This window comes from Phenylobacterium sp. CCH9-H3 (assembly GCF_001557235.1).
GTDB lineage: Bacteria > Pseudomonadota > Alphaproteobacteria > Caulobacterales > Caulobacteraceae > Phenylobacterium.
This window is the reverse complement of the sequence record NZ_LSJI01000034.1, coordinates 1-17,809: the sequence shown is the minus strand read 5'-3', so window position 1 is coordinate 17,809 and position 17,809 is coordinate 1. Positions and strand designations below refer to the sequence as shown.

Sequence of the window (17,809 nt, the reverse complement as noted above, 5' to 3'; positions counted from 1 at the left end):
GCCGCGCCCGCCGCGGCAAGGAGGACCCGGAACGGCTGGGCGAGCGCCTCGGTCGCGCCGGCGCCGCCCGCCCGCCCGGCCCGCTCGTCTGGCTCCACGGCGTCAGCGTCGGCGAGACCACCTCCCTCCTGCCCCTGGTCGCCGCGCTCAGGGCGCGCCGGCCGGGCCTCAGCCTGCTGGTGACCTCGGGCACAGTGACGGCGGCCCGGCTCCTGGCCGCGCGCCTGCCGAAGGGCGTGATCCACCAGTTCGCGCCGGTGGACACGCCCGGCGCGGCGCGGCGCTTCCTGGACCACTGGCGGCCCGGCCTGGCGGTCTTCGTCGAAAGCGAGATCTGGCCCAACCTGATCCTGACGGCCAAGGCGCGCGGGACCCGCCTGGCCCTGCTGTCCGCCCGGATGACCGAGGCCAGCGCCGTGCGGTGGGCCCGCTGGCCCGGCTCGGCGCGGACCCTGATCGGCGCCTTCGACCTGATCCTGCCGCAGGACGCGGCCACCGCGGATCGCATCCGGCGGCTGGGCGGCGCACCGGGGCCCGGACTGAACCTCAAGCTGGTGGGCGAGCCCTTGCCGGCCGACGAGGCGGAGATGGGCCGGATGCGCGCCGCCATCGCCGGCCGCAAGGTCGTCCTCGCCGCCAGCACTCACCCCGGCGAGGAGGCCCCCATTGCGGAGGCGGTGCGCCGCGCGGCCCCCGACGCCCTGCTGGTGATCGCCCCCCGCCACCCCGACCGCGGCGCGGACCTGGCCCGCGAGCTGGGCGCCGCGCGCCGAAGCGCCGGCGAGGCGCCGGATGGCCCGGTCTACCTCGCCGACACCCTGGGCGAGCTCGGCCTGTTCTTCCGCCTGGCGGATGCGGTGATCATGGGCGGCGCCTTCGCCCCCGGCATCGGCGGCCACAACCCGATGGAGCCCGCCCGCCTCGGCCGGCCGATCCTGACCGGCCCGCACGCCTTCAACGCCGCCGACGCCTACGCCGACCTGTTCGCCGACGCCGCGGCGATCGAGGCTGCCGACATGGCCGCCCTCGAACGGCACGTCCGCGGACTGCTGGCCAATCCGGCGATCGCCCGGCGCATGGGCGAGGCCGCCCTCGCCTACGCCCGCCGCCAGGGCGCGGCGCTGGACGAGGCCCTGGCCCGGCTCGAACCGTTGCTGCCCGCATGAAGCTCGCCACCCCGCGCTGGTGGTACAGCCGCGACGGCAAGGCCGGCGCGGTGGCGCGCCTGCTGCTGTGGCCGCTGTCGCTGGTCTGGACGGCCGCCACCGCCCACCGCATCGCCCAGGGCCGTCCGGTCGATCCCGGCGTCCCGGTCATCTGCGTCGGCAACCTCACCGTGGGCGGCACGGGCAAGACCCCGGTCGTGCGCGAGATCGCCCGGCGGCTGGGCGGCGTGGTGCTTTCCCGCGGCTACGGCGGCGCGCTGGCCGGTCCCGTCCAGGTCGACCCTGCCCGCCACACCGCCGCCGACGTCGGCGACGAGCCCCTGATGCTGGCCCAGGACCTGCCGGTGTGGATCGCCCGCGACCGCGCCGCCGGCGCCCTGGCCGCCGCCCGCGCCGGCGCCAAGGTCATCGTCATGGACGACGGCCACCAGAACCCGTCGGTGCTGAAAACCCTGTCGCTGGTCGTGATCGACGGCGAGACCCGGAACGGCGAGTGGCCCTTCGGCGACGGCCGCGTGTTCCCGGCCGGCCCCATGCGCGAGCCCCTGAAGGTGGGCGTGGCTCGCGCCGACGCCGCCGTCGTGCTGCTGCCCGGCGACTTGGAGGCGCCGGACCCGGACCTCCTCGCCGCCCTCTCCGCCGTCCCGGTCCTGGTGGCCCGCCTCGCGCCGGCCGCGCCGCCCCCCGCCGGCCCGCAGGTCGGCTTCGCCGGCGTCGGCAAGCCTTGGAAGGTGGAGCGCGCGCTACAGGCCGCCGGCTGCGACCTCAGGGATTTCTGGCCCTTCCCCGACCACTTCGCCTACGACGAGGCCACCCTGCGCCGGCTCAGGGACCGCGCCGCCCAGTTCGACGCCGGCCTGGTCACGACCGAGAAGGACTGGGCCCGCCTGCCGCCCGCCTGGCGCGCCGAGGTCGCCGCCTGGCCGGTCCGCGCGGTGTTCCAGGATGAGCCGGCGCTGAAGGCCCTGCTCGGCCGCCCACGCTGAGCCGCCGCGCGCGGATGCGACCGGATGTGTCGTAACGGTCGCCTATATCCTCGAGCATGCAGAGCTCGCAGCCGCCCAGGCCCTTCGCCCGCCCCCTACTTGGCGCCGGCCTTCTGGGCGTAGGCCCAGCTCATCTGGGCCAGGCTCTGCACGCGAGGCGCCATGTTGGCGGCGTCGGGATGGTTGGCCGTGCCGTCGCGGACCCGGCCCAGGATCCCCTGCAGGATGCCCACCAGCCGGAAGGCGTTGTAGGCGAAGAACCAGTTCAGGTCGTGCAGTCCCGAGCGGCCGGTCAGGCTGCAGTAGTACTCCACCGCCTCATCCAGGGTCGGCAGGCCGTGCGCCTTCAGGTCCGGGATCGTCGAGATCGTCCCGTTGATCCAGTTCATCAGGACATAGGTGAAGTCGGCCAGCGGCTCGCCCAGCGTGCCCAGCTCCCAGTCCAGCACGGCCACGACGCGCGGCTCGGTGGCGTGGAAGATCATGTTGTCGAGGCGGTAGTCGCCGTGGACGATCGAGGTCCGCTCCTGGGCCGGCACGGTCTTGGGCAGCCATTCGATCAGCCGCTCGACCTCGGGAATATGGACCGTCTCGGAGGCCTTGTACTGCTTGGTCCAGCGGTCGACCTGGCGCGACATGTAGTTGCCCGGCTTGCCGTAGTCCTCCAGGCCCACCTTCACGTAGTCGGTGTTGTGCAGGTCGGCGAGGGTCTTGATCTTGGCCCTGAAGATGGCGTTGCGCTCGGCGGGCGCGTAGGCCGGCAGGCTCTGGTCCCACAGGATCCGGCCCTCGACCATGTCCATCACGTAGAACCAGGTGCCGATCACGCTGTCGTCGGTGCAGAGGCCGTAAGGTCGCGCCACCGGGAAGCCCGTGGGGTAGAGCGCCGAGATCACCCGGAACTCCCGATCCACCGCATGAGCCGAAGGCAAAAGCTTGCCCGGCGGCTTGCGGCGCAGGACATACTTCCGGCCCGGCGTGATCAGCTGGTAGGTGGGGTTCGACTGGCCCCCCTTGAACTGGCGGACCTCCAACGGGCCGGCATAGCCTTCGACGTTGGCCTTCATCCAGGCTTCGAGGGCGGCCTCGTCGAAGCGATGGCTTTCCGCCACCTCCTTCGTGCCCGTATTGGCCTGTTCTCGGGCCTGCTCGGCGGCGACGTCGGCGGTCACGGACATGGGCGTTCCCCTTGGGTTCTTACAGTTGTTTGAACCCTTTTAGCGAGGCGTCCCCTAAGGGAGCAAGGCGTGAGCGCGCTGCTTGACGCGGGCTCTCGCGCCCCTCAGAGCCGAAGCATGGTGGAAGACGTCCAGTCGATCATCGAGATCGCCGCGCCGCGCGAGCGGGTCTGGCAGGCGCTCACCGATCCGGCCCAGGTCGCCCTCTGGATGGGGTGCCTGCGGTTCCGACCCGAGGTGGGCCATATCTTCTATCTCCAGCCCAGCCGCGAGCGCCGGGCGGCCGGCGAGGTCGAAGGGGCCATCGCCTGCCGGATCGAGGTGCTGGACGCGCCGCGGCGGCTCAGCTTCTCCTGGGGCTTTCCGGACACGCCGGACACCTTCGTGGACATCCGGCTGCGGAACATTCCCGGCGGCTCGCACGTGCGGCTGGTCCACAGCGGCTGGGACCAGTTCGACGACTACGAAACCGAGGACGTCCGTGGCGGGTTGGGCCACGCCTGGCACGCCGTCGCCCTCCCCCGGCTACGGGCGGTGGCCGAGGCCTGACCAGCGGCGTTGCGGCCGCTGCCGCGACGCCGCACACTCGCCCCCGGGCAGCGGGGTGGGTATCCATGGCGTTCACTCGACGGGCGTTCGGCGCCGGTCTCATGGCTGCGCCGCTGCTAGGGCCGGCGAGCCTGGCCGCACCGGCGAAGGGCAAGACCGAATACGGCGACTTCGGACTCGACCTTAGCGCCATGGACCCCACGGTGGCGCCTGGCGACGACTTCTACCGCCACGCCAACGGCGCCTGGATCAGATCGGCGACGATCCCGCCAGACCGCGCCGTCTGGGGCGCCAACGCGCAGATCAACGACATCACCCAGGGGCGCTCGCGGGCGATCATGGAAAGCGCCGGCGCGCTGGGCACGGCGAACGGCCGCAAGATCGCCGACTACTACGGCGCCTGGGTCGACGAGGCGCGCCTCGAGCGACTCGGGATCGACCCGCTGAAGCCCGAGCTCGCCCGGCTGGCGGCCATCGCCGGGTCGGCCGACCTCGCCCGCGAACTGGCCCTCCTGTCCTGGGCGGCGCTGCCCAATCCGAACGGCGCCTCGCCCCTGCCCCAGAGTCCGGTCACCTCGGGCGTGGGAATCGATATCAAGCGCCCGGACCACTACATCGCCGGCCTGACCCAGGGCGGCATCGGCCTGCCCGACCGCGACTACTACTTCGTCGACAGGCCCGCGAACCTGAAGGTGCGGCAGGCGTATCGGGCCCACCTGACCCGGATGTTCGTCCTGGCCGGCTTCGACGACGCGGAGAGCCGCGCGGCCCGCGTCTATGCGCTCGAAGAGCGGATCGCCCGCGGACACCGCACCCGCGTGGCCAACCGCGAAGCCGAGAAGCGCTACAACCCATTCACGCGCGCCGACTTCGCCGCCCAGGCGCCCGGCCTCGACTGGGACGCGTATATGAAAGCCGCCGGCCTCGAAGGCCAACCGGTCCTGATCGTCAACCAGCCGGAAGCCATCGCTGCGGCCGCCGCCGCGGCCAATGAGGTCCCGCTGGCCGACTGGCGCGACTACCTGGCGGTCCGCACCATCCGCAACTTCGCCCCTGTGGGGCCCCGCGCCTTCCGCGAGGAGGATTTCGCCTACACCCGCGCCCTGAGCGGCACGCCCGACATGCCGGCGACGTGGAAGACAGCGGTGACCCAGACCGACCGCGCCCTGGGCCACGCCGTCGGCGAAATCTACCTCCAGCGCCACTTCCCAACGGCCGCGCGCGCCCAGATCGCGGAGATGACCCGGAACCTGAAGCGCGCCATGGCGGAGAGGATCGCGCGGCTCGACTGGATGACGGCGCCCACGAAGGCCCGCGCCCTGGCCAAGCTGCAGCGGCTGCGCATCGAGATCGGCGGCCAGCAGCCGCTGCGCGATTATTCGGCCTTGCAGGTCAGGGCCGGCGACGGCTTCGGCAACCTGCTCCGCGCCCAGGCCTTCGAGCGCGCGCGGATGCTCGGAAAGCTGGGCCGGCCCGTGGACCGCAACGAGTGGTCGATGAACCCGCAGTCCGTGAACGCCGTGTCCAACGCGGCGCTGGTCAAGGTGATGTTCCCGGCCGGCTACCTGCAGCCGCCGAACTTCGACCCGAACGCCGATCCGGCCGTGAACTACGGCGCCATTGGCCGTGTGATCGGGCATGAGATCAGCCACCAGTTCGACGACCAGGGCGCCAAGTTCGACGAGACGGGCGCGCTCGACAACTGGTGGTCGGCCGAGGACCTGGCGAAGTTCCGGACCGCCGGCGCGGGGCTGGTGGCGCAGTACAGCCGGTACGAGCCGCTGCCGGGGCTGCGCATCAACGGCCTGCTGACCGTGGGCGAGAACATCGGCGATCTCGCGGGGCTGGCGCTCGCCTATGATGCCTACCGCGCCTCGCTGGGCGGTAAGCCGGCGCCGGTGCTGGCGGGGCTGACCGGGGACCAGCGGTTCTTCCTGTCCTTTGCCCAGGTCCTGCGGTCCGTGCATCGGGAGGACGCGCTGCGGCAGCAGATCCTGACCGATCCCCACGCGCCGAACGAATGGCGGGCCGCCCAGGTGCGCAACCTCGACGCCTGGTACGCCGCCTTCGACGTGAGGCCGGGGCAGAGCGCGTACCTCCCGCCGGAAGACCGGATCCGGGTCTGGTGACCTAGAGGGCGCGCCAGCCGATGTCGCGCCGGCAGAAGCCGTCCGGGAAGTCGATGGCGTCGACGGCAGCATAGGCCTTGTCGCGCGCCGTGCGCAGGTTGGGCCCTCGGGCGCAGACGTTCAGCACCCGCCCTCCCGCGGCGCGCAGCGTTCCGGCGGCGTCGCGAGTCGTGCCGGCGTGGAGGACCAGCGTGTCCGCGCCGAAGTCCGTATCGGCTCCGCGGATCTCTCCGCCCTTCGCCGGGGCGTCGGGGTAGCCCTTCGCCGCGAGCACCACGCAGACCGCGGACTCGTCGCGCCACACCGGAGGCGGCATCGCCGCCAGCGTCCCGCGGGCGCAGGCCACGAGATAGGGCACCAGGTCGCTCTCGAGCCGCAGCATCAGGACCTGGCACTCGGGGTCGCCGAAGCGGACGTTGAACTCCACCAGCTTGGGCCCGTGCCGCGTGGCCATCAACTCGACGAACAGCACGCCGCGATAGGGCGCGCCTTCGGCGGCGATCCCGGCGAAGGCCGGCTCGACCAGCCGCTGGCGCACCTGTTCCACCAGCTCCGGCGTGAAGACCGGCGCGGGCGAATAGGTCCCCATGCCCCCCGTGTTCGGGCCCTGCTCTCCATCGAAGGCGCGCTTGTGGTCCTGGACCCATCCGAAGATCATCGAGTCCTTGCCGTCGCAGAGGGCGAACAGCGAGCCGATCTCGCCGTCCAGGAACTCCTCGATCACGACGCGTGCGCCGGCTTCTCCGAAGCGGCCTCCGAAGGCGTCGTCGATGGCCGCCTCGGCCTCCGCCCGCTCGCCCGCGATCACGACGCCCTTCCCCGCCGCCAACCCGTCGGCCTTGATCACATAGGGCGGCTCGAACCGGTCCAGCGCCGCCTTGGCGGCCGGCGCGTTCTCGCAGACCGCATAGGCCGAAGTGGGCAGTCCGTAGCGGTCGCAGAACGCCTTGGTGAAGGCCTTGGAGGACTCCAGTTGTCCCGCCTGCGCGCTCGGTCCGAAACAGGGGATCGCGGCGGCCGCCAGGGCGTCTCCCAGACCCGCGGCCACCGCCGTCTCGGGTCCGATCACCACCAGGTCGGCCGCGATCTCCCGGGCCAGCGCCACCAGCTCCTCGACGTCGGTGGCCGCCACGTCGCGCAGTTCGCATTGCGCAGCCATGCCCGGGTTGCCGGGCGCCGCCACCAGCCGCGTGACCAGCGGCGAGGCGGCGATCTTCCACGCCAGCGCGTGCTCACGCCCGCCGGAGCCCACAAGGAGGATGTTCATGACGGGCGGCTTTGGCGTGACGGCCGCCGTTGGTCAAGCGCGGCGGGCTGACAGCTCCGCCGTACCACGTTATGCGAATGGCGGCGCCAAGTCGCACCCCAGCGTCCTAAACGTCCAGTATGATACGAATGCCGTGGCCAAACGACGGGAGACGGGATGGCCGATCCGAACACCGACAGCGTGGAGCGGGCGCTCGAACGCCAGGCCGAGCGGGCGCGCGAGGTGGAGCACAGGGTCAAGAACACCCTGCAGCTGATCTCGTCGATCGTCCTGCTTCAGGGCCGGCGCGCGGCCGACGACGCGGCGCGGCAAGCACTGAAGGCCGTGCAGCAGCGGGTGGCCGCGGTCAGCGTCGCGCATCGGCATGTGACCTGGACCGACGAAGCCGAACAGGTCGAGGTCGCCGCCCTGGTGCGCGAGATCGTCGGCGACCTGGCGGGCTCCGCCGGGCGTGAGGGCGTCGATATCGACCTGGACCTCGATGCGGTCACCATCCCCGGCCGGCAGGGCGCCCCCGTGGCGCTGCTGGTCAGCGAGATGGTGGGCAATGCGCTGCGGCACGCCTATCCGGACGGCCGGAAGGGGCGGATCAGGGTGGTCGTGCGCCGGACAGGCGCTGGCTTCGACCTTACCGTTTCGGACGAGGGGGTCGGGATGACGCCCGGCGCGCCCTCCGCCGGCTTCGGCCTGACGGTCGTCCAGCTCATGGCGCAGCAGCTTCGCGGACGCCTCGACACCTCCGCGGCGCAACCTGGGCTGAGCCTTTCCGTTAGCGTGCCCATGGACACCGCAGCTTCCCGGGCCTGAGGCCCCATGCCCCTCATCGCAGACGTCATCGGCACGGGCGCCGCCCTGTGCTCGATGACCAGCTTCGTGCCGCAGATCGCCAAGATCCGGCGCGAACGCGACGCCTCGTCGGTGTCGCTCAAGATGTACGCCGTGACCGTCACCGGGTTCTCGCTCTGGATCGCCTACGGCTTTCTCATCGGCAGCTGGCCGGTGGCCGGATCGAACATGGTGTGCCTGGCGCTATCGGGCACGATCCTGGTGCTCAAATGGCGGTACGGATCGGGCGGCGGACTAGCCACGGGCAAGCCGGGGCCGTAAGTGCTTCGCGGGCATGGAGGCCTGCAAGGTAGAGGCATGACGGATCGGTTGGCGGCGGCGCAGACGGCGTTGAATGCGGGACGCGCGGAAGAGGCGATCCAGCATCTGATCGCGGCCATAGCCGAGGACCCGGCCCGGCCGGCGTCGGTCTACCGCGTCCTTGCGGCCCAGCTCTACACGGCGCGGCGCTATGCCGAGGGCGAAACGGTTGCGGCGCAGGGCCTGGAGCGGTCTCCGCGCGATTACGAGCTCATGAACATCCGCGGCGTCCTCCTGCGTAAACTGCGCCGAGAGGCCGACGCCGTGCGCGTGCTCGAGCAGGCGGTGAAGCTGGACCCCAAGCGCCTCCCGGCCCAGCAGAACATGGGCAACGTCCTGCTGGACCTGAACCAGGCCCAGCGCGCGGAGGCGGTGTTCTCCAAGCTGGTCCGGCTCGATCCCCGGAACGCCGAATACCTGCGGCAGCTTGGCCGGTCCCTGATGAAGCAGGGAAAGGTGGAGCCGGGGATCTCCCGCTTCCGCCAGGCGACGGCGATCCGGCGCAACTATATCGACGCCTGGCTCGATCTGGCGGGCACGCTGACCGAAGAGTTCCGCCTGCCCGAGGCGCTCGACGCCCTGGGCAAGGCCATCGCCGCCAACCCGGGGGAGCATCGGCTGCTGGAAGCCAAGGCCATGGTGCTGCGGCGGGCAGGCGACAGCGCGGGCGCCGAAGCCTTCCTGAAGAGCTTGCTGCCGGCCAATCCTCAGGCTGCCTGGCTTCACTATCAGCTGGGGCTGCTCATCGCGGACCGCGACCGGGAGGAGGGCAATGTCTACCTCGAGAAGGCGGTCGACCTCGATCCCCAGAAGATGGACTACGCGATCGCCTTCATCGAAAGCCTGGAGCGGACGCGCACGGGCGACGAGGGCGACAACATCGAACGCGCCTACCGGCGCGCGCTTCCCCTGCTGTCGCGGCCGCTCGAATTCAACGAGACCACGACGAAGGTCCTGACGGAGGTGTTCATCCGCGTCTGCGACTACGACGCGCTGGACAAGGTCGGTGACTTCCGGACTCTCGGCCGCGGCTGGGCCCAGAGCGGCCGACACACCGCGCTCCTCAAGCAGATCGCGCGGGTGAAGAACGACGCCGACCGCCAGGAGCTGATGGAACAGCACCGTATCTGGGGCCGCGAAGTAGAGGCCATGGCGGCCCGCCGCACCATCAAGCGCCCGCCACCCAGGCCACCGGGCGGCAAGATCCGGCTCGGCTTCATGTCGTCAGACCTACGCCACCACCCGGTGGGCTATTTCGCCATGCCGTTGTTCGAGTACCTCGACAACGAGCGGTTCGAGGTGTTCGTCTACTCGTACTACACGGGCCCGGAAGACGACGCGCAGCGCTACATCACCCAGCGGATCGCGGGCTACCGGTGGTGGCCGGATGTGGGGATCGGCCAGGCGGCCGAGCGCATCGCCGCCGACCAGCTGGACATGCTGATCGACCTTGGCGGCACGACCCACATGAACAAGCTGGAGGTCATGGCGTACAAGCCGGCGCGGCTCCAGGCGAGCTGGTTGGGCTATCCGCACTCCGCGGGGCTGTCGAACATCGACTACTTCATCTGTGACACGCACAACCTTCCCACGCGGCCGGAACTGCTGCTGGAAAAGCCGCTGCTGATGCCGAAGAGCTGGATCGCCTTGGGCACGCGCTTCTTCGAGAATGTTGCGCCGATCGCCGAGGCGCCTGAGCTCAAGAATGGCTTCATCACCTACGGCACCGCGAACAACCCACACAAATATACCCGCGAGATGCTGCGGGCCTGGGCGAGGGTCGTGGCCGCGACCCCGAATTCCCGTTTCGCCTTCATCCGCCCGGAAGGCGGCGGCGCGACGTTCCGCAACAACATCATCAAGGAATTCGCCGCCGAGGGCGTCTCGGAAGATCGCGTGGTCTTCCACGTCATCCGCGGCGCGCACCTGCCCTACTACAACGAGGTGGACATCACCCTCGACACCTTCCCGCTGACGGGTGGCACGACCACCACGGAAGCCCTGTGGATGGGCGTTCCGGTGGTCAGCCTCGTCGGGCCCGCGTTCTACGAGCGGCTCAGCCAGTCGATCCTGATCAACAGCGGCGCGCCGGATCTGGCGACGAGCGATCCGGAAGAGTTCCTGAGGATCGCGGTGGATCTCGCCGGCGATCGGGACCGGCGCCTCACGCTGCGGCGGACGCTGCGGGACAACATGCGCAACGGCCCGCTCGGCCAGCGCGAGCAGTTCGCCCGCGACTTCTACGACATGATCGCCAAGGCGGTGCGGAGCTAGCGGCGGAAATACTCGTCCAGCAGGTCCGGCGCGCCGGGGCGCAGCGTGAGCTGGCCGCCTTCGCCGTTGAAGGCGACCTGCCCCTTGGGCACGTGACGGTTCACAACGCGGGTTCCCTGGCTCACCACCGCGCCGTCTTCCACGACCGATCGGCCGATGACGCAGGAGTTGGGATAGATCACCACGCCCTCGCCGATCACCGGGATGTCCGCCTTGTGCCGGCCGACCGTGGCGTTCTGGTAGAGCACCAGGAAGTTGCCGTAGGTCGCCTTGGCCAGGACGATGCCCACGCTGTGGCCGATGTAGAACACGGGCGGCATGGCGATTTCGTAGAACAGGTCGATGCCGTTGAAGGCCTTGTTCATCAGGAACAGCCGGGTCGGGGCGGCGGCGTCTCCGCTTTCCTTCCAGATCGTGTTGGAGAGGAAGTACAGGAAGATGCAATGCTGCGAGGACTGCAGCACGTTGAACTGATCCGGCCGCCAGGGCGCGCAGGCGTTGATGCAGACGTGCATCCGCTCCAGGGCCTGGTCGAGGTGGGCGTCGGCCAGTTTCCGGAACTGGGCCTCGCGGCCGTCGGGCACGACGTGGGCGCACTGCGCGGTGAGGTAGCCGAGCAGGCTCTCACGGGTGTGGTCGACGAGCTTCAAGCTTTCAATCCTTCGAGGTAGGCGCGCACCACATCCTTCACCGGCCGGGCGCGAACGCCAAGCTCAGCCAGCCGCACCGCCGAGGTGTTGGGCGGTGGCGGCGGATCGCCTTCCCCCGTGAACCGCACCGACCAGCCCGCCACGCGGAAAACCTCGGCGATCTCCGAATTCGAGACGAGCTCGCCGCTGGCCAAGTTGTAGATGCCCGCCTGACCGGCGATGGCGACCAGGGCGTCGACGGTGTCGTCCAGGTGGATGTAGTCGCGGCGGATGTGCGGGCTGGACTCCAGCGTCAGGTCGCGGCGCTCCGAGGCCTGGGCCAGCCACTCGGACAGGAAGCCGGGCGCGCCGGGCGCCCAGTCGTAGACATTGGCCAGCCGGGCCACCACGCCGCGTCCGCCGGCCCGCGTCAGGGTGAGGTTCTCGCCCAGCGCCTTGGACAGGTCGTACACCCGGCGCGGGTCGGTGAGGTCGAACACCAGCGGCGTGGTCTCATCGACCTCCGGCCGGAGCGCGCCGTCGTAGAGGCGGGTGGACGAGCAGTAGACGATGCGTTCGAAACGATCCGCGCGCAGGATCTCGTTCAGCAGGCTGGCGTGAGCCTCCACGGTGTCGAACGGCCGGCGGTCGTAGTCCGCTGTCAGGCCGGCGCAGTAGTAGACGGTCCCCAGATCGCGCGTGAGCAGCGTCGGGTCGCCTCGGGTCGGGGTCCAGGGCGTCTCGCCGGCGGCGGCCAGGCGCGCGGCCAGCCGGCGGCCCACGAAGCCCTGGGCGCCCAGGACGGTGACGGTCATGTCCCGCGTTCGCCGATGCGCCGCGCCGGCACGCCGCCGTAGATGGCGTAGGCTTCCACCTCGCCGCGCACCACGGCGCCGGCGGCGATCACCGCGCCCTTGCGGATGGTCGCCCCGTCCAGCAGGACCACGCCGGACCCCAGCCAGACGTCGTCCTCGATGACGATGCCGCCCTTCGAGGGCTGGAAGCCCTGGTCCTTGATCATGCGATCCCGGTCGGCGATGGCGTGGTTGGTGGGCGCCAGCGTGCAGTTGGCGGCGATCGCCACGCCTTGGCCGATCCGCACGCCGTTGCCGGTGTAGATCACCGTGCCGGAGTTGATCGCGGTGTCGGCGCCGATGACGACGTCGCCGGAGCCGCCGGCCGGCTTGATCTTCACAAAGCTGTCGATCATCACGCGCGGCCCGATCTCGATGAGCGTGCCGCGCACGGACTCCTCGATGTCGGCCATCGGCGAGATGCGGGCCGTGGGATCGATCCTAAGCATCGTGGTCAGGATAGGCGGCGTCGGCGGGCGACATCAACGCGGGCGCCGCCGGCCAGGCGATTCCGAACGCCGGATCGTCCCAGCGCACGCCCGCCGCGTGGCCCGGCCGGTAGGCGGGCGCGATCTGGTAGAGCACGTCGGTATCGGGCTCCAGCGTCAGGAAGCCGTGGGCGACGCCCTCCGGGATGAACAGCGCCACGAGGTTCTCGGCCGACAGCTCCGCGGCGGTCCAGCGGCGGTAGGTGGGGCTGGCGGGACGCAGGTCGACTGCCACGTCGAACGCCCGGCCCCGGATTACCCGCACCAGCTTGGTCTCGGCGTGGGGCGCTGGCTGGTAGTGCAGGCCGCGCAGGGTATGGACGTGTGTGTTGCGCGAGAGACTGGTCTGCACCGGCTCGAACGCCATGCCGGCGGCGGCGAACTCTTCCGGACAATGCAGCCGCGCGAACAGGCCCCGGTCGTCGACATGCGCTTGGGCCTCGACGCGGACGACGCCCGCGATTTCCGTGGGCGCGAAACGCATCAGTCGAGAATCCGCGTGACCGGCGAGGCCACGACGAAGCGCCCGCCCCAGTCGGCGATGAAGGCCAGCTGCCGCGTGATCTCGTCCGTCAGGTTCCAGGGCAGGATCAGGACGTAATCAGGGCGGGAGGCCTTTACCGCCTCCGGGGCGCGGATCGGCACCTGGCTGCCGGGCAGGTAGCGGCCCTGCTTGGCGGGGTTGGCGTCGTAGGCCTCCAGGATCTGGCTCGAGGTCACGCCGCAGTAGTTCAGGAATGTGTTGCCCTTGGCCGCCGCGCCATAGGCTGCGATCACCCTGCCCTCGTCCTTCGCGGTCGCCAGGAACGCCAGGAAGCTGTCGCAGACGGCCTCCACCCGGGCGGTGAACCCGTCGTACGTCTCGGCCCGGTTCAGGCCCGCCGCGGCCTCCGCGGCCCGCACGGCGCGCAGGCCGTCCGTCTCCTCGTATCCTGCAGCCTGGTGGCAGCAGAAGAGGCGCAGCGAGCCGCCGTGGGTCGTCAGTTGCTCGACGTCGAACACCCGCAGGCCATGAGCCGCCAGCACCTGTTCCACCGCCAGCAGCGACAGATACGAATAGTGCTCGTGGTAGATCGTATCGAACTGCACCAGCTGGATCAGGTTCAGGAGGTGCGGGAATTCGAACGTCAGCACGCCCTGCGGCTTGAGCACCTCGCGGAAGCCGGCCACGAAGGCGTTGAGGTCGGGCACGTGGGCCAGGACGTTGTTGGCCGCCATCAGGTCGGCGCGGTCGCCGCGGGCGGCGAGGTTGCGGCCGGTCTCGGCGTTGAAGAAGACCACGTCCGTCCGCACGCCGATGGCGCGGGCGGCCTCGGCCGTGTTGGCGGTGGGCTCGATACCCAGAACCGGGATGTCCTTGGCCAGGAAGTGCTTGAGCAGATAGCCGTCGTTGCTGGCCACCTCGACCACCAGGGACTGCGGCCCCAGGCCGAAGCGCTCGACCATCGCATCGGCATAGCGGCGCGCGTGCTCCACCCAGCCGGGGGAGAAGGACGAGAAATAGGCGTAGCCTTCGTCGAAGATCGCCTCGGCGGGCACCTCGTGGTCGGCCTGGACCAGGAAGCAGGCGTCGCAGACCATGGTGTTCAGCGGGAACACCGGCTCGTTCCCGGCCGCCAGCTGATCGGCCGTCAGGTAGCCGTTGGCCAGCGGCTGGTCGCCCAGGTCCAGGAAGGTGCGGGTCAGCGGCGAGCGGCAGAAGCGGCAGAGACTCATGGCCGGCCTTCGTAGCCCTCGATCTGCTCCAGGCACAAGGCGAGCGCATCCTCGCCCCCCGCCTGGCGCCGATACCAGTCCATCGTCAGGGCGACCGCCTCGGGCGCATCGATCCGGCTTTCGAAGCCCAGGGCCGTCCGCGCCAGCGTCGCATCGATAGCCAGGGTCTTGGCCTCCAGCGAGCCCGGATCCGGCTCGTGGCGCCACGGCTGCCCCCCCAACGCCTGCACGCCCAGGGTGGCGAGCTCGCCCACGCTGACCTCGGGACCGCCGGGGCGGGGGCCGAAGTTCACCGCGCGGGGCGTGGCAGGATCGGTGGCCAGCGCCTCGGCCAGACGGAAATAGCCGGCCAGGCAGTCCAGCACGTGCTGCCAGGGCCGAGTGGCCTCGGGGTGGCGCAGGACGACGGGCCCGCCGCCGCGCGCCGCGCGGACGATGTCGGCCACCAGGCGGTCGCGGGAGAAATCTCCGCCGCCGATCACATTGCCGCCCCGCGCCGTGCCCACCGGCACGGACTGGAAATAGCTCTTCGCGAAGCTCTGGACGACGATCTCGGTGGCGGCCTTGGACGCGGAATAGGGATCCTTGCCGCCCAGGTTGTCGCTCTCGACGAAGGCGCGGCCTGCGTCGTTGTTGGCGTAGACCTTGTCCGAGGTGATCGCCAGGACGGCCTGCAACGCCTCCTGCCGACGCAGCGCCTGCATCAGGTGCGCCGTGCCCATGACGTTGGTCTGGAACGTCCCGATGGGGTCTTCGACCGAAGCCCGCACGATTGGCTGGGCGGCCATGTGCAGGACGATGTCGAACGAGTGACCGCCGACGGCGGCCGCCACGGCCGCAGGATTGCGCAGGTCAACGAACCGCGAGGTGATGCGCCGTTCGACGCCGGCCAGGGCGAATAGGGCGGGAGTCTGATCCGGCGGCAGGGCGAGGCCGGTCACCTCCGCCCCCATCCGGCTGAGCCAGATCGCCGCCCACGAGCCCTTGAAGCCCGTATGGCCGGTCAGCAGGACGCTCTTGCCGGACCAGAACGCCGGGTTTACCGCCGCCACGGCGCCTCGCCGGACGCCCACAGCGCCTCGAGGTGGTTCTTGTCGCGCAGGGTGTCCATCGCCGCCCAGAAGCCGTCATGGCGGTAGGCCATCAGCTGGCCGTCCGCCGCCAGGCCTTCCAGCGGCTGCTGTTCCCAGACCGTGGCGTCGCCGTCGATGCGGTCGACCACCTTGGGGTCCAGCACGAAGAAGCCGCCGTTGATCAGGCCGTTGTCACCGGGCGGCTTCTCCACGAAGCGCTGCACGTGGCCCGCCTCGATCTCCAGCGCGCCATAGCGCCCCGGCGGGGCCACGGCGGTGATCGTCGCGTCCTTGCCATGCGCAAGGTGGAAGTCGGCGAGCGACCGCAGGTCCACGTCCGAAACGCCATCGCCATAGGTGAGGAAGAACGGCTCGCCGGGCGTGAGGTACTGCGCCACCCGCTTCAGCCGGCCGCCGGTCATGGTCGCCTCGCCCGTTTCCACCAGCGTCACGCGCCACGGCTCGTGATTCGTCGCGTGATACTCGATCGCGCCCTTGGCCAGGTCGACGGTCAGGTCCGCGTTGTGAAGCACGTAGTTGGCGAAGTACTCCTTCACCACATAGCCCTTGTAGCCCAGGCACACGACGAACTCGTTGAAGCCATAGTGCGAGTAGAGCTTCATGATGTGCCAGAGGATCGGGCGGCCGCCGATCTCGATCATCGGCTTCGGCTTGAGGTGACTCTCTTCAGAGATACGCGTGCCGAGCCCACCCGCCAGGATAACCGTCTTCATGTCCTGCCTTCTCGCGCGGCGCCCGCGCCTCGAAGGCCGTCTTAGCGGGTAACTCGCCGAATTCGAAGCCGCTTGCGCGGAACGCCGCGGCGCGAGAAGGGAGGCCATGGCCCACGCGCCCCTCGTCAGCTTCGTGATCGCCGGCGTCCAGAAGGGCGGAACGACGGCGCTGTTCGACTATCTGGGCGACTATCCCGACATCGCCCTGGCCCAGTTCAAGGAACTGCACTTCTTCGACGACGATCGGCGCGACTGGGCCCGGCCCGACTATGCCGACTACCACGCCCGCTTTCCGGAGCCGGCGGGCCGGCCGTGCGGCGAGGCCACGCCGATCTATGTCTACTGGCCCAACTGCCTGGAGCGGATCGCCGCCTACAACCCCGCCATGAAGCTGATCGTCGTTCTGCGCGACCCGATCCAGCGAGCGTGGTCGCACTGGAGGATGGAATATGCCCGGGGCGTGGAGCCCCATCCCTTCGCCTGGTGCATCCGGGAGGGTCGCCAGCGGCTGTTCGATTCCGACCCCTGGGGCCATCACCGCGAGTACTCCTATGTGGAGCGCGGCTTCTACGGCGAGCAGATGGAGCGGCTCTACGCGCTGTTCCCCAGGACCCAGGTGCTGGTGCTGACATCAGACCAGCTGCGCGCGGACCCTGCCGCGACGCTGGCGAAGGTGCGCAGATTCCTGGGCCTCTCGCCGGGCCATGCGCCCTCTCCGCGCGAGGTGCATGTGGGCCGGGAGATGGACTATCCCTCGGACCTCACCTCCGGCGATATCGACCACCTGCGCCAGGTCTACGCCGCCGATGCCGACCGGCTGGCCGCGCTCACCGGCCTGCGTTTCAGCTAGAGCCATGGTTTCGCCGCCAGGGGCCGCGAGGCTGAGGGTCATGAAGCGCATCGTCCTCGCCTCGCTCGCCGCAGCCGGCGCGTCTGCGATCCTGGTCCCCGCCGCGACGGGAGCCCAGGGCCAGCCCTCGCTCTCGTTTCCCCTCGCGTGCGAGCTGGGTCGCACCTGCGAGATCCAGCACTACGTGGACCGCGACCCCGGGCCTGGAACGCGCGACTATCGCTGCGGCCTTCAGACCTACGAGAAGCACACGGGCATCGACATCCGCCTGCCCGACATGGCCGCCCAGCGCCGCGGCGTCGCCGTGCTGGCGGCCGCCCCCGGGCGCGTGACCCGGCTTCGGGATGGCGTGGCGGACATTTCGGTGCGGGCGCCTGGGGCTCCCTCGGTCGCCAATCAGGAATGCGGCAACGGCGTCGTGGTGGATCACGGCGCCGGTTGGGAGACCCAGTACTGCCACATGGCCAAGGGCAGTATCGTCGTGAAGCAGGGCGATACGGTCGTGGCGGGCACGCCGCTCGGCCGCGTCGGCCTTTCCGGAAACACCGAGTTCCCGCACCTGCACCTCACGGTGCGCCACGCAGGCCAGATCGTCGACCCGTTCGCGCCTGACATGACGCGGCCGGAGGCCTGCGGCGCCCAGACGGGGCTGTGGAGCGCCGCTGCCCGCGCCAGGATGAGCTACCGGCCCGGCCTGGTGCTCAATGGCGGGTTCACCAATGCGGCGATCACCATGGAACAGCTGGAGGCGGGCGGGCTGAGTCCGGTCA

At 70.4% G+C, this 17,809-nt stretch carries 18 protein-coding genes; 9 read left to right on the top strand and 9 right to left on the bottom strand.

What is annotated here, in order from left to right:
* Together AX721_RS02830 and lpxK are read left to right on the top strand one after the other, a co-directional pair.
* Nucleotides 1-1,166: 3-deoxy-D-manno-octulosonic acid transferase (locus AX721_RS02830; RefSeq protein ID WP_068874487.1), on the top strand; the 1,166-nt coding region annotated here is incomplete at its 5' end.
* The gene (lpxK, locus tag AX721_RS02825; protein ID WP_068874486.1) at nucleotides 1,163-2,152 is read left to right on the top strand and encodes a tetraacyldisaccharide 4'-kinase; all 990 of its coding nucleotides are present in this window, start codon (nucleotides 1,163-1,165) and stop codon (nucleotides 2,150-2,152) included. The genes AX721_RS02830 and lpxK, both read left to right, overlap by 4 nt.
* Before the next feature lie 95 nt (nucleotides 2,153-2,247).
* Here lpxK and AX721_RS02820 read toward each other — a convergent pair whose 3' ends face one another.
* The gene (locus tag AX721_RS02820) at nucleotides 2,248-3,330 is read right to left on the bottom strand and encodes a phosphotransferase family protein (RefSeq protein WP_068874485.1); all 1,083 of its coding nucleotides are present in this window, start codon (nucleotides 3,328-3,330) and stop codon (nucleotides 2,248-2,250) included.
* Nucleotides 3,331-3,399: 69 nt separating this feature from the next.
* On the opposite strand from AX721_RS02820, the gene AX721_RS02815 reads away from it, so the two are divergent.
* Nucleotides 3,400-3,879: an SRPBCC domain-containing protein gene (locus AX721_RS02815; protein ID WP_156466973.1), complete on the top strand. Its 480-nt coding sequence runs from the start codon at nucleotides 3,400-3,402 to the stop codon at nucleotides 3,877-3,879.
* Between the two features lie 65 nt (nucleotides 3,880-3,944).
* Nucleotides 3,945-6,008, top strand: a complete 2,064-nt coding sequence (locus AX721_RS02810; RefSeq protein WP_082765635.1) for a M13 family metallopeptidase — start codon at nucleotides 3,945-3,947, stop codon at nucleotides 6,006-6,008.
* A 1-nt stretch (nucleotide 6,009) separates the two neighbouring features.
* Here the strand turns inward: AX721_RS02810 and purD are convergent, their stop codons facing one another.
* Nucleotides 6,010-7,275, bottom strand: a complete 1,266-nt coding sequence (purD, locus tag AX721_RS02805; protein WP_068874479.1) for a phosphoribosylamine--glycine ligase — start codon at nucleotides 7,273-7,275, stop codon at nucleotides 6,010-6,012.
* Nucleotides 7,276-7,431: 156 nt separating this feature from the next.
* Here purD and AX721_RS02800 point away from each other — a divergent pair, with 156 nt between their 5' ends.
* The 3 genes from AX721_RS02800 to AX721_RS02790 are packed head-to-tail and all read left to right on the top strand — an operon-like array spanning nucleotide 7,432 to nucleotide 10,695.
* A complete protein-coding gene (locus tag AX721_RS02800) occupies nucleotides 7,432-8,082 on the top strand; it encodes a sensor histidine kinase (RefSeq protein ID WP_068874476.1) in 651 nt (216 codons plus the stop codon).
* Between the two features lie 6 nt (nucleotides 8,083-8,088).
* Nucleotides 8,089-8,382, top strand: a complete 294-nt coding sequence (locus tag AX721_RS02795) for a SemiSWEET family sugar transporter (protein WP_068874474.1) — start codon at nucleotides 8,089-8,091, stop codon at nucleotides 8,380-8,382.
* A 36-nt stretch (nucleotides 8,383-8,418) separates the two neighbouring features.
* Nucleotides 8,419-10,695: a tetratricopeptide repeat protein gene (locus tag AX721_RS02790; protein WP_068874472.1), complete on the top strand. Its 2,277-nt coding sequence runs from the start codon at nucleotides 8,419-8,421 to the stop codon at nucleotides 10,693-10,695.
* Here AX721_RS02790 and AX721_RS02785 read toward each other — a convergent pair.
* From AX721_RS02785 to rfbF, 7 genes are read right to left on the bottom strand one after another with little or no spacing between them, the layout of a single operon-like run.
* Complete coding sequence (locus AX721_RS02785; RefSeq protein WP_068874470.1) at nucleotides 10,692-11,345, bottom strand: hypothetical protein; 654 nt, start codon at nucleotides 11,343-11,345, stop codon at nucleotides 10,692-10,694. The genes AX721_RS02790 and AX721_RS02785 overlap by 4 nt on opposite strands.
* Entirely contained in the window at nucleotides 11,342-12,139 is a 798-nt protein-coding gene (locus AX721_RS02780) for an NAD(P)-dependent oxidoreductase (protein ID WP_068874468.1), read from the bottom strand. The genes AX721_RS02785 and AX721_RS02780 overlap by 4 nt, the downstream gene beginning before the upstream one ends.
* Complete coding sequence (locus tag AX721_RS02775) at nucleotides 12,136-12,627, bottom strand: DapH/DapD/GlmU-related protein (RefSeq protein ID WP_068874467.1); 492 nt, start codon at nucleotides 12,625-12,627, stop codon at nucleotides 12,136-12,138. Before AX721_RS02775 ends, AX721_RS02780 begins: the two co-directional genes overlap by 4 nt.
* Nucleotides 12,620-13,150 carry a dTDP-4-dehydrorhamnose 3,5-epimerase gene (rfbC, locus tag AX721_RS02770; protein ID WP_068874465.1) on the bottom strand — a complete coding sequence of 177 codons (531 nt, stop codon included), beginning with the start codon at nucleotides 13,148-13,150 and terminating at the stop codon, nucleotides 12,620-12,622. Before rfbC ends, AX721_RS02775 begins: the two co-directional genes overlap by 8 nt.
* On the bottom strand, nucleotides 13,150-14,382 hold the full coding sequence (locus AX721_RS02765) for a class I SAM-dependent methyltransferase (RefSeq protein WP_068874461.1): 1,233 nt from the start codon (nucleotides 14,380-14,382) through the stop codon (nucleotides 13,150-13,152). The genes rfbC and AX721_RS02765 overlap by 1 nt, the downstream gene beginning before the upstream one ends.
* On the bottom strand, nucleotides 14,379-15,434 hold the full coding sequence (gene rfbG, locus AX721_RS02760; protein ID WP_068874489.1) for a CDP-glucose 4,6-dehydratase: 1,056 nt from the start codon (nucleotides 15,432-15,434) through the stop codon (nucleotides 14,379-14,381). Before rfbG ends, AX721_RS02765 begins: the two co-directional genes overlap by 4 nt.
* Complete coding sequence (gene rfbF / locus AX721_RS02755; protein ID WP_068874459.1) at nucleotides 15,422-16,189, bottom strand: glucose-1-phosphate cytidylyltransferase; 768 nt, start codon at nucleotides 16,187-16,189, stop codon at nucleotides 15,422-15,424. Before rfbF ends, rfbG begins: the two co-directional genes overlap by 13 nt.
* Before the next feature lie 106 nt (nucleotides 16,190-16,295).
* Between rfbF and AX721_RS02750 the strand changes: the two genes are divergently transcribed.
* Both AX721_RS02750 and AX721_RS02745 read left to right on the top strand, forming a co-directional pair.
* Complete coding sequence (locus tag AX721_RS02750; RefSeq protein ID WP_068874457.1) at nucleotides 16,296-17,039, top strand: sulfotransferase domain-containing protein; 744 nt, start codon at nucleotides 16,296-16,298, stop codon at nucleotides 17,037-17,039.
* 40 nt (nucleotides 17,040-17,079) lie between these two features.
* Nucleotides 17,080-17,809, top strand: a 730-nt coding sequence (locus tag AX721_RS02745; RefSeq protein ID WP_231754698.1) for a M23 family metallopeptidase, incomplete at its 3' end; no start/stop codon positions are given.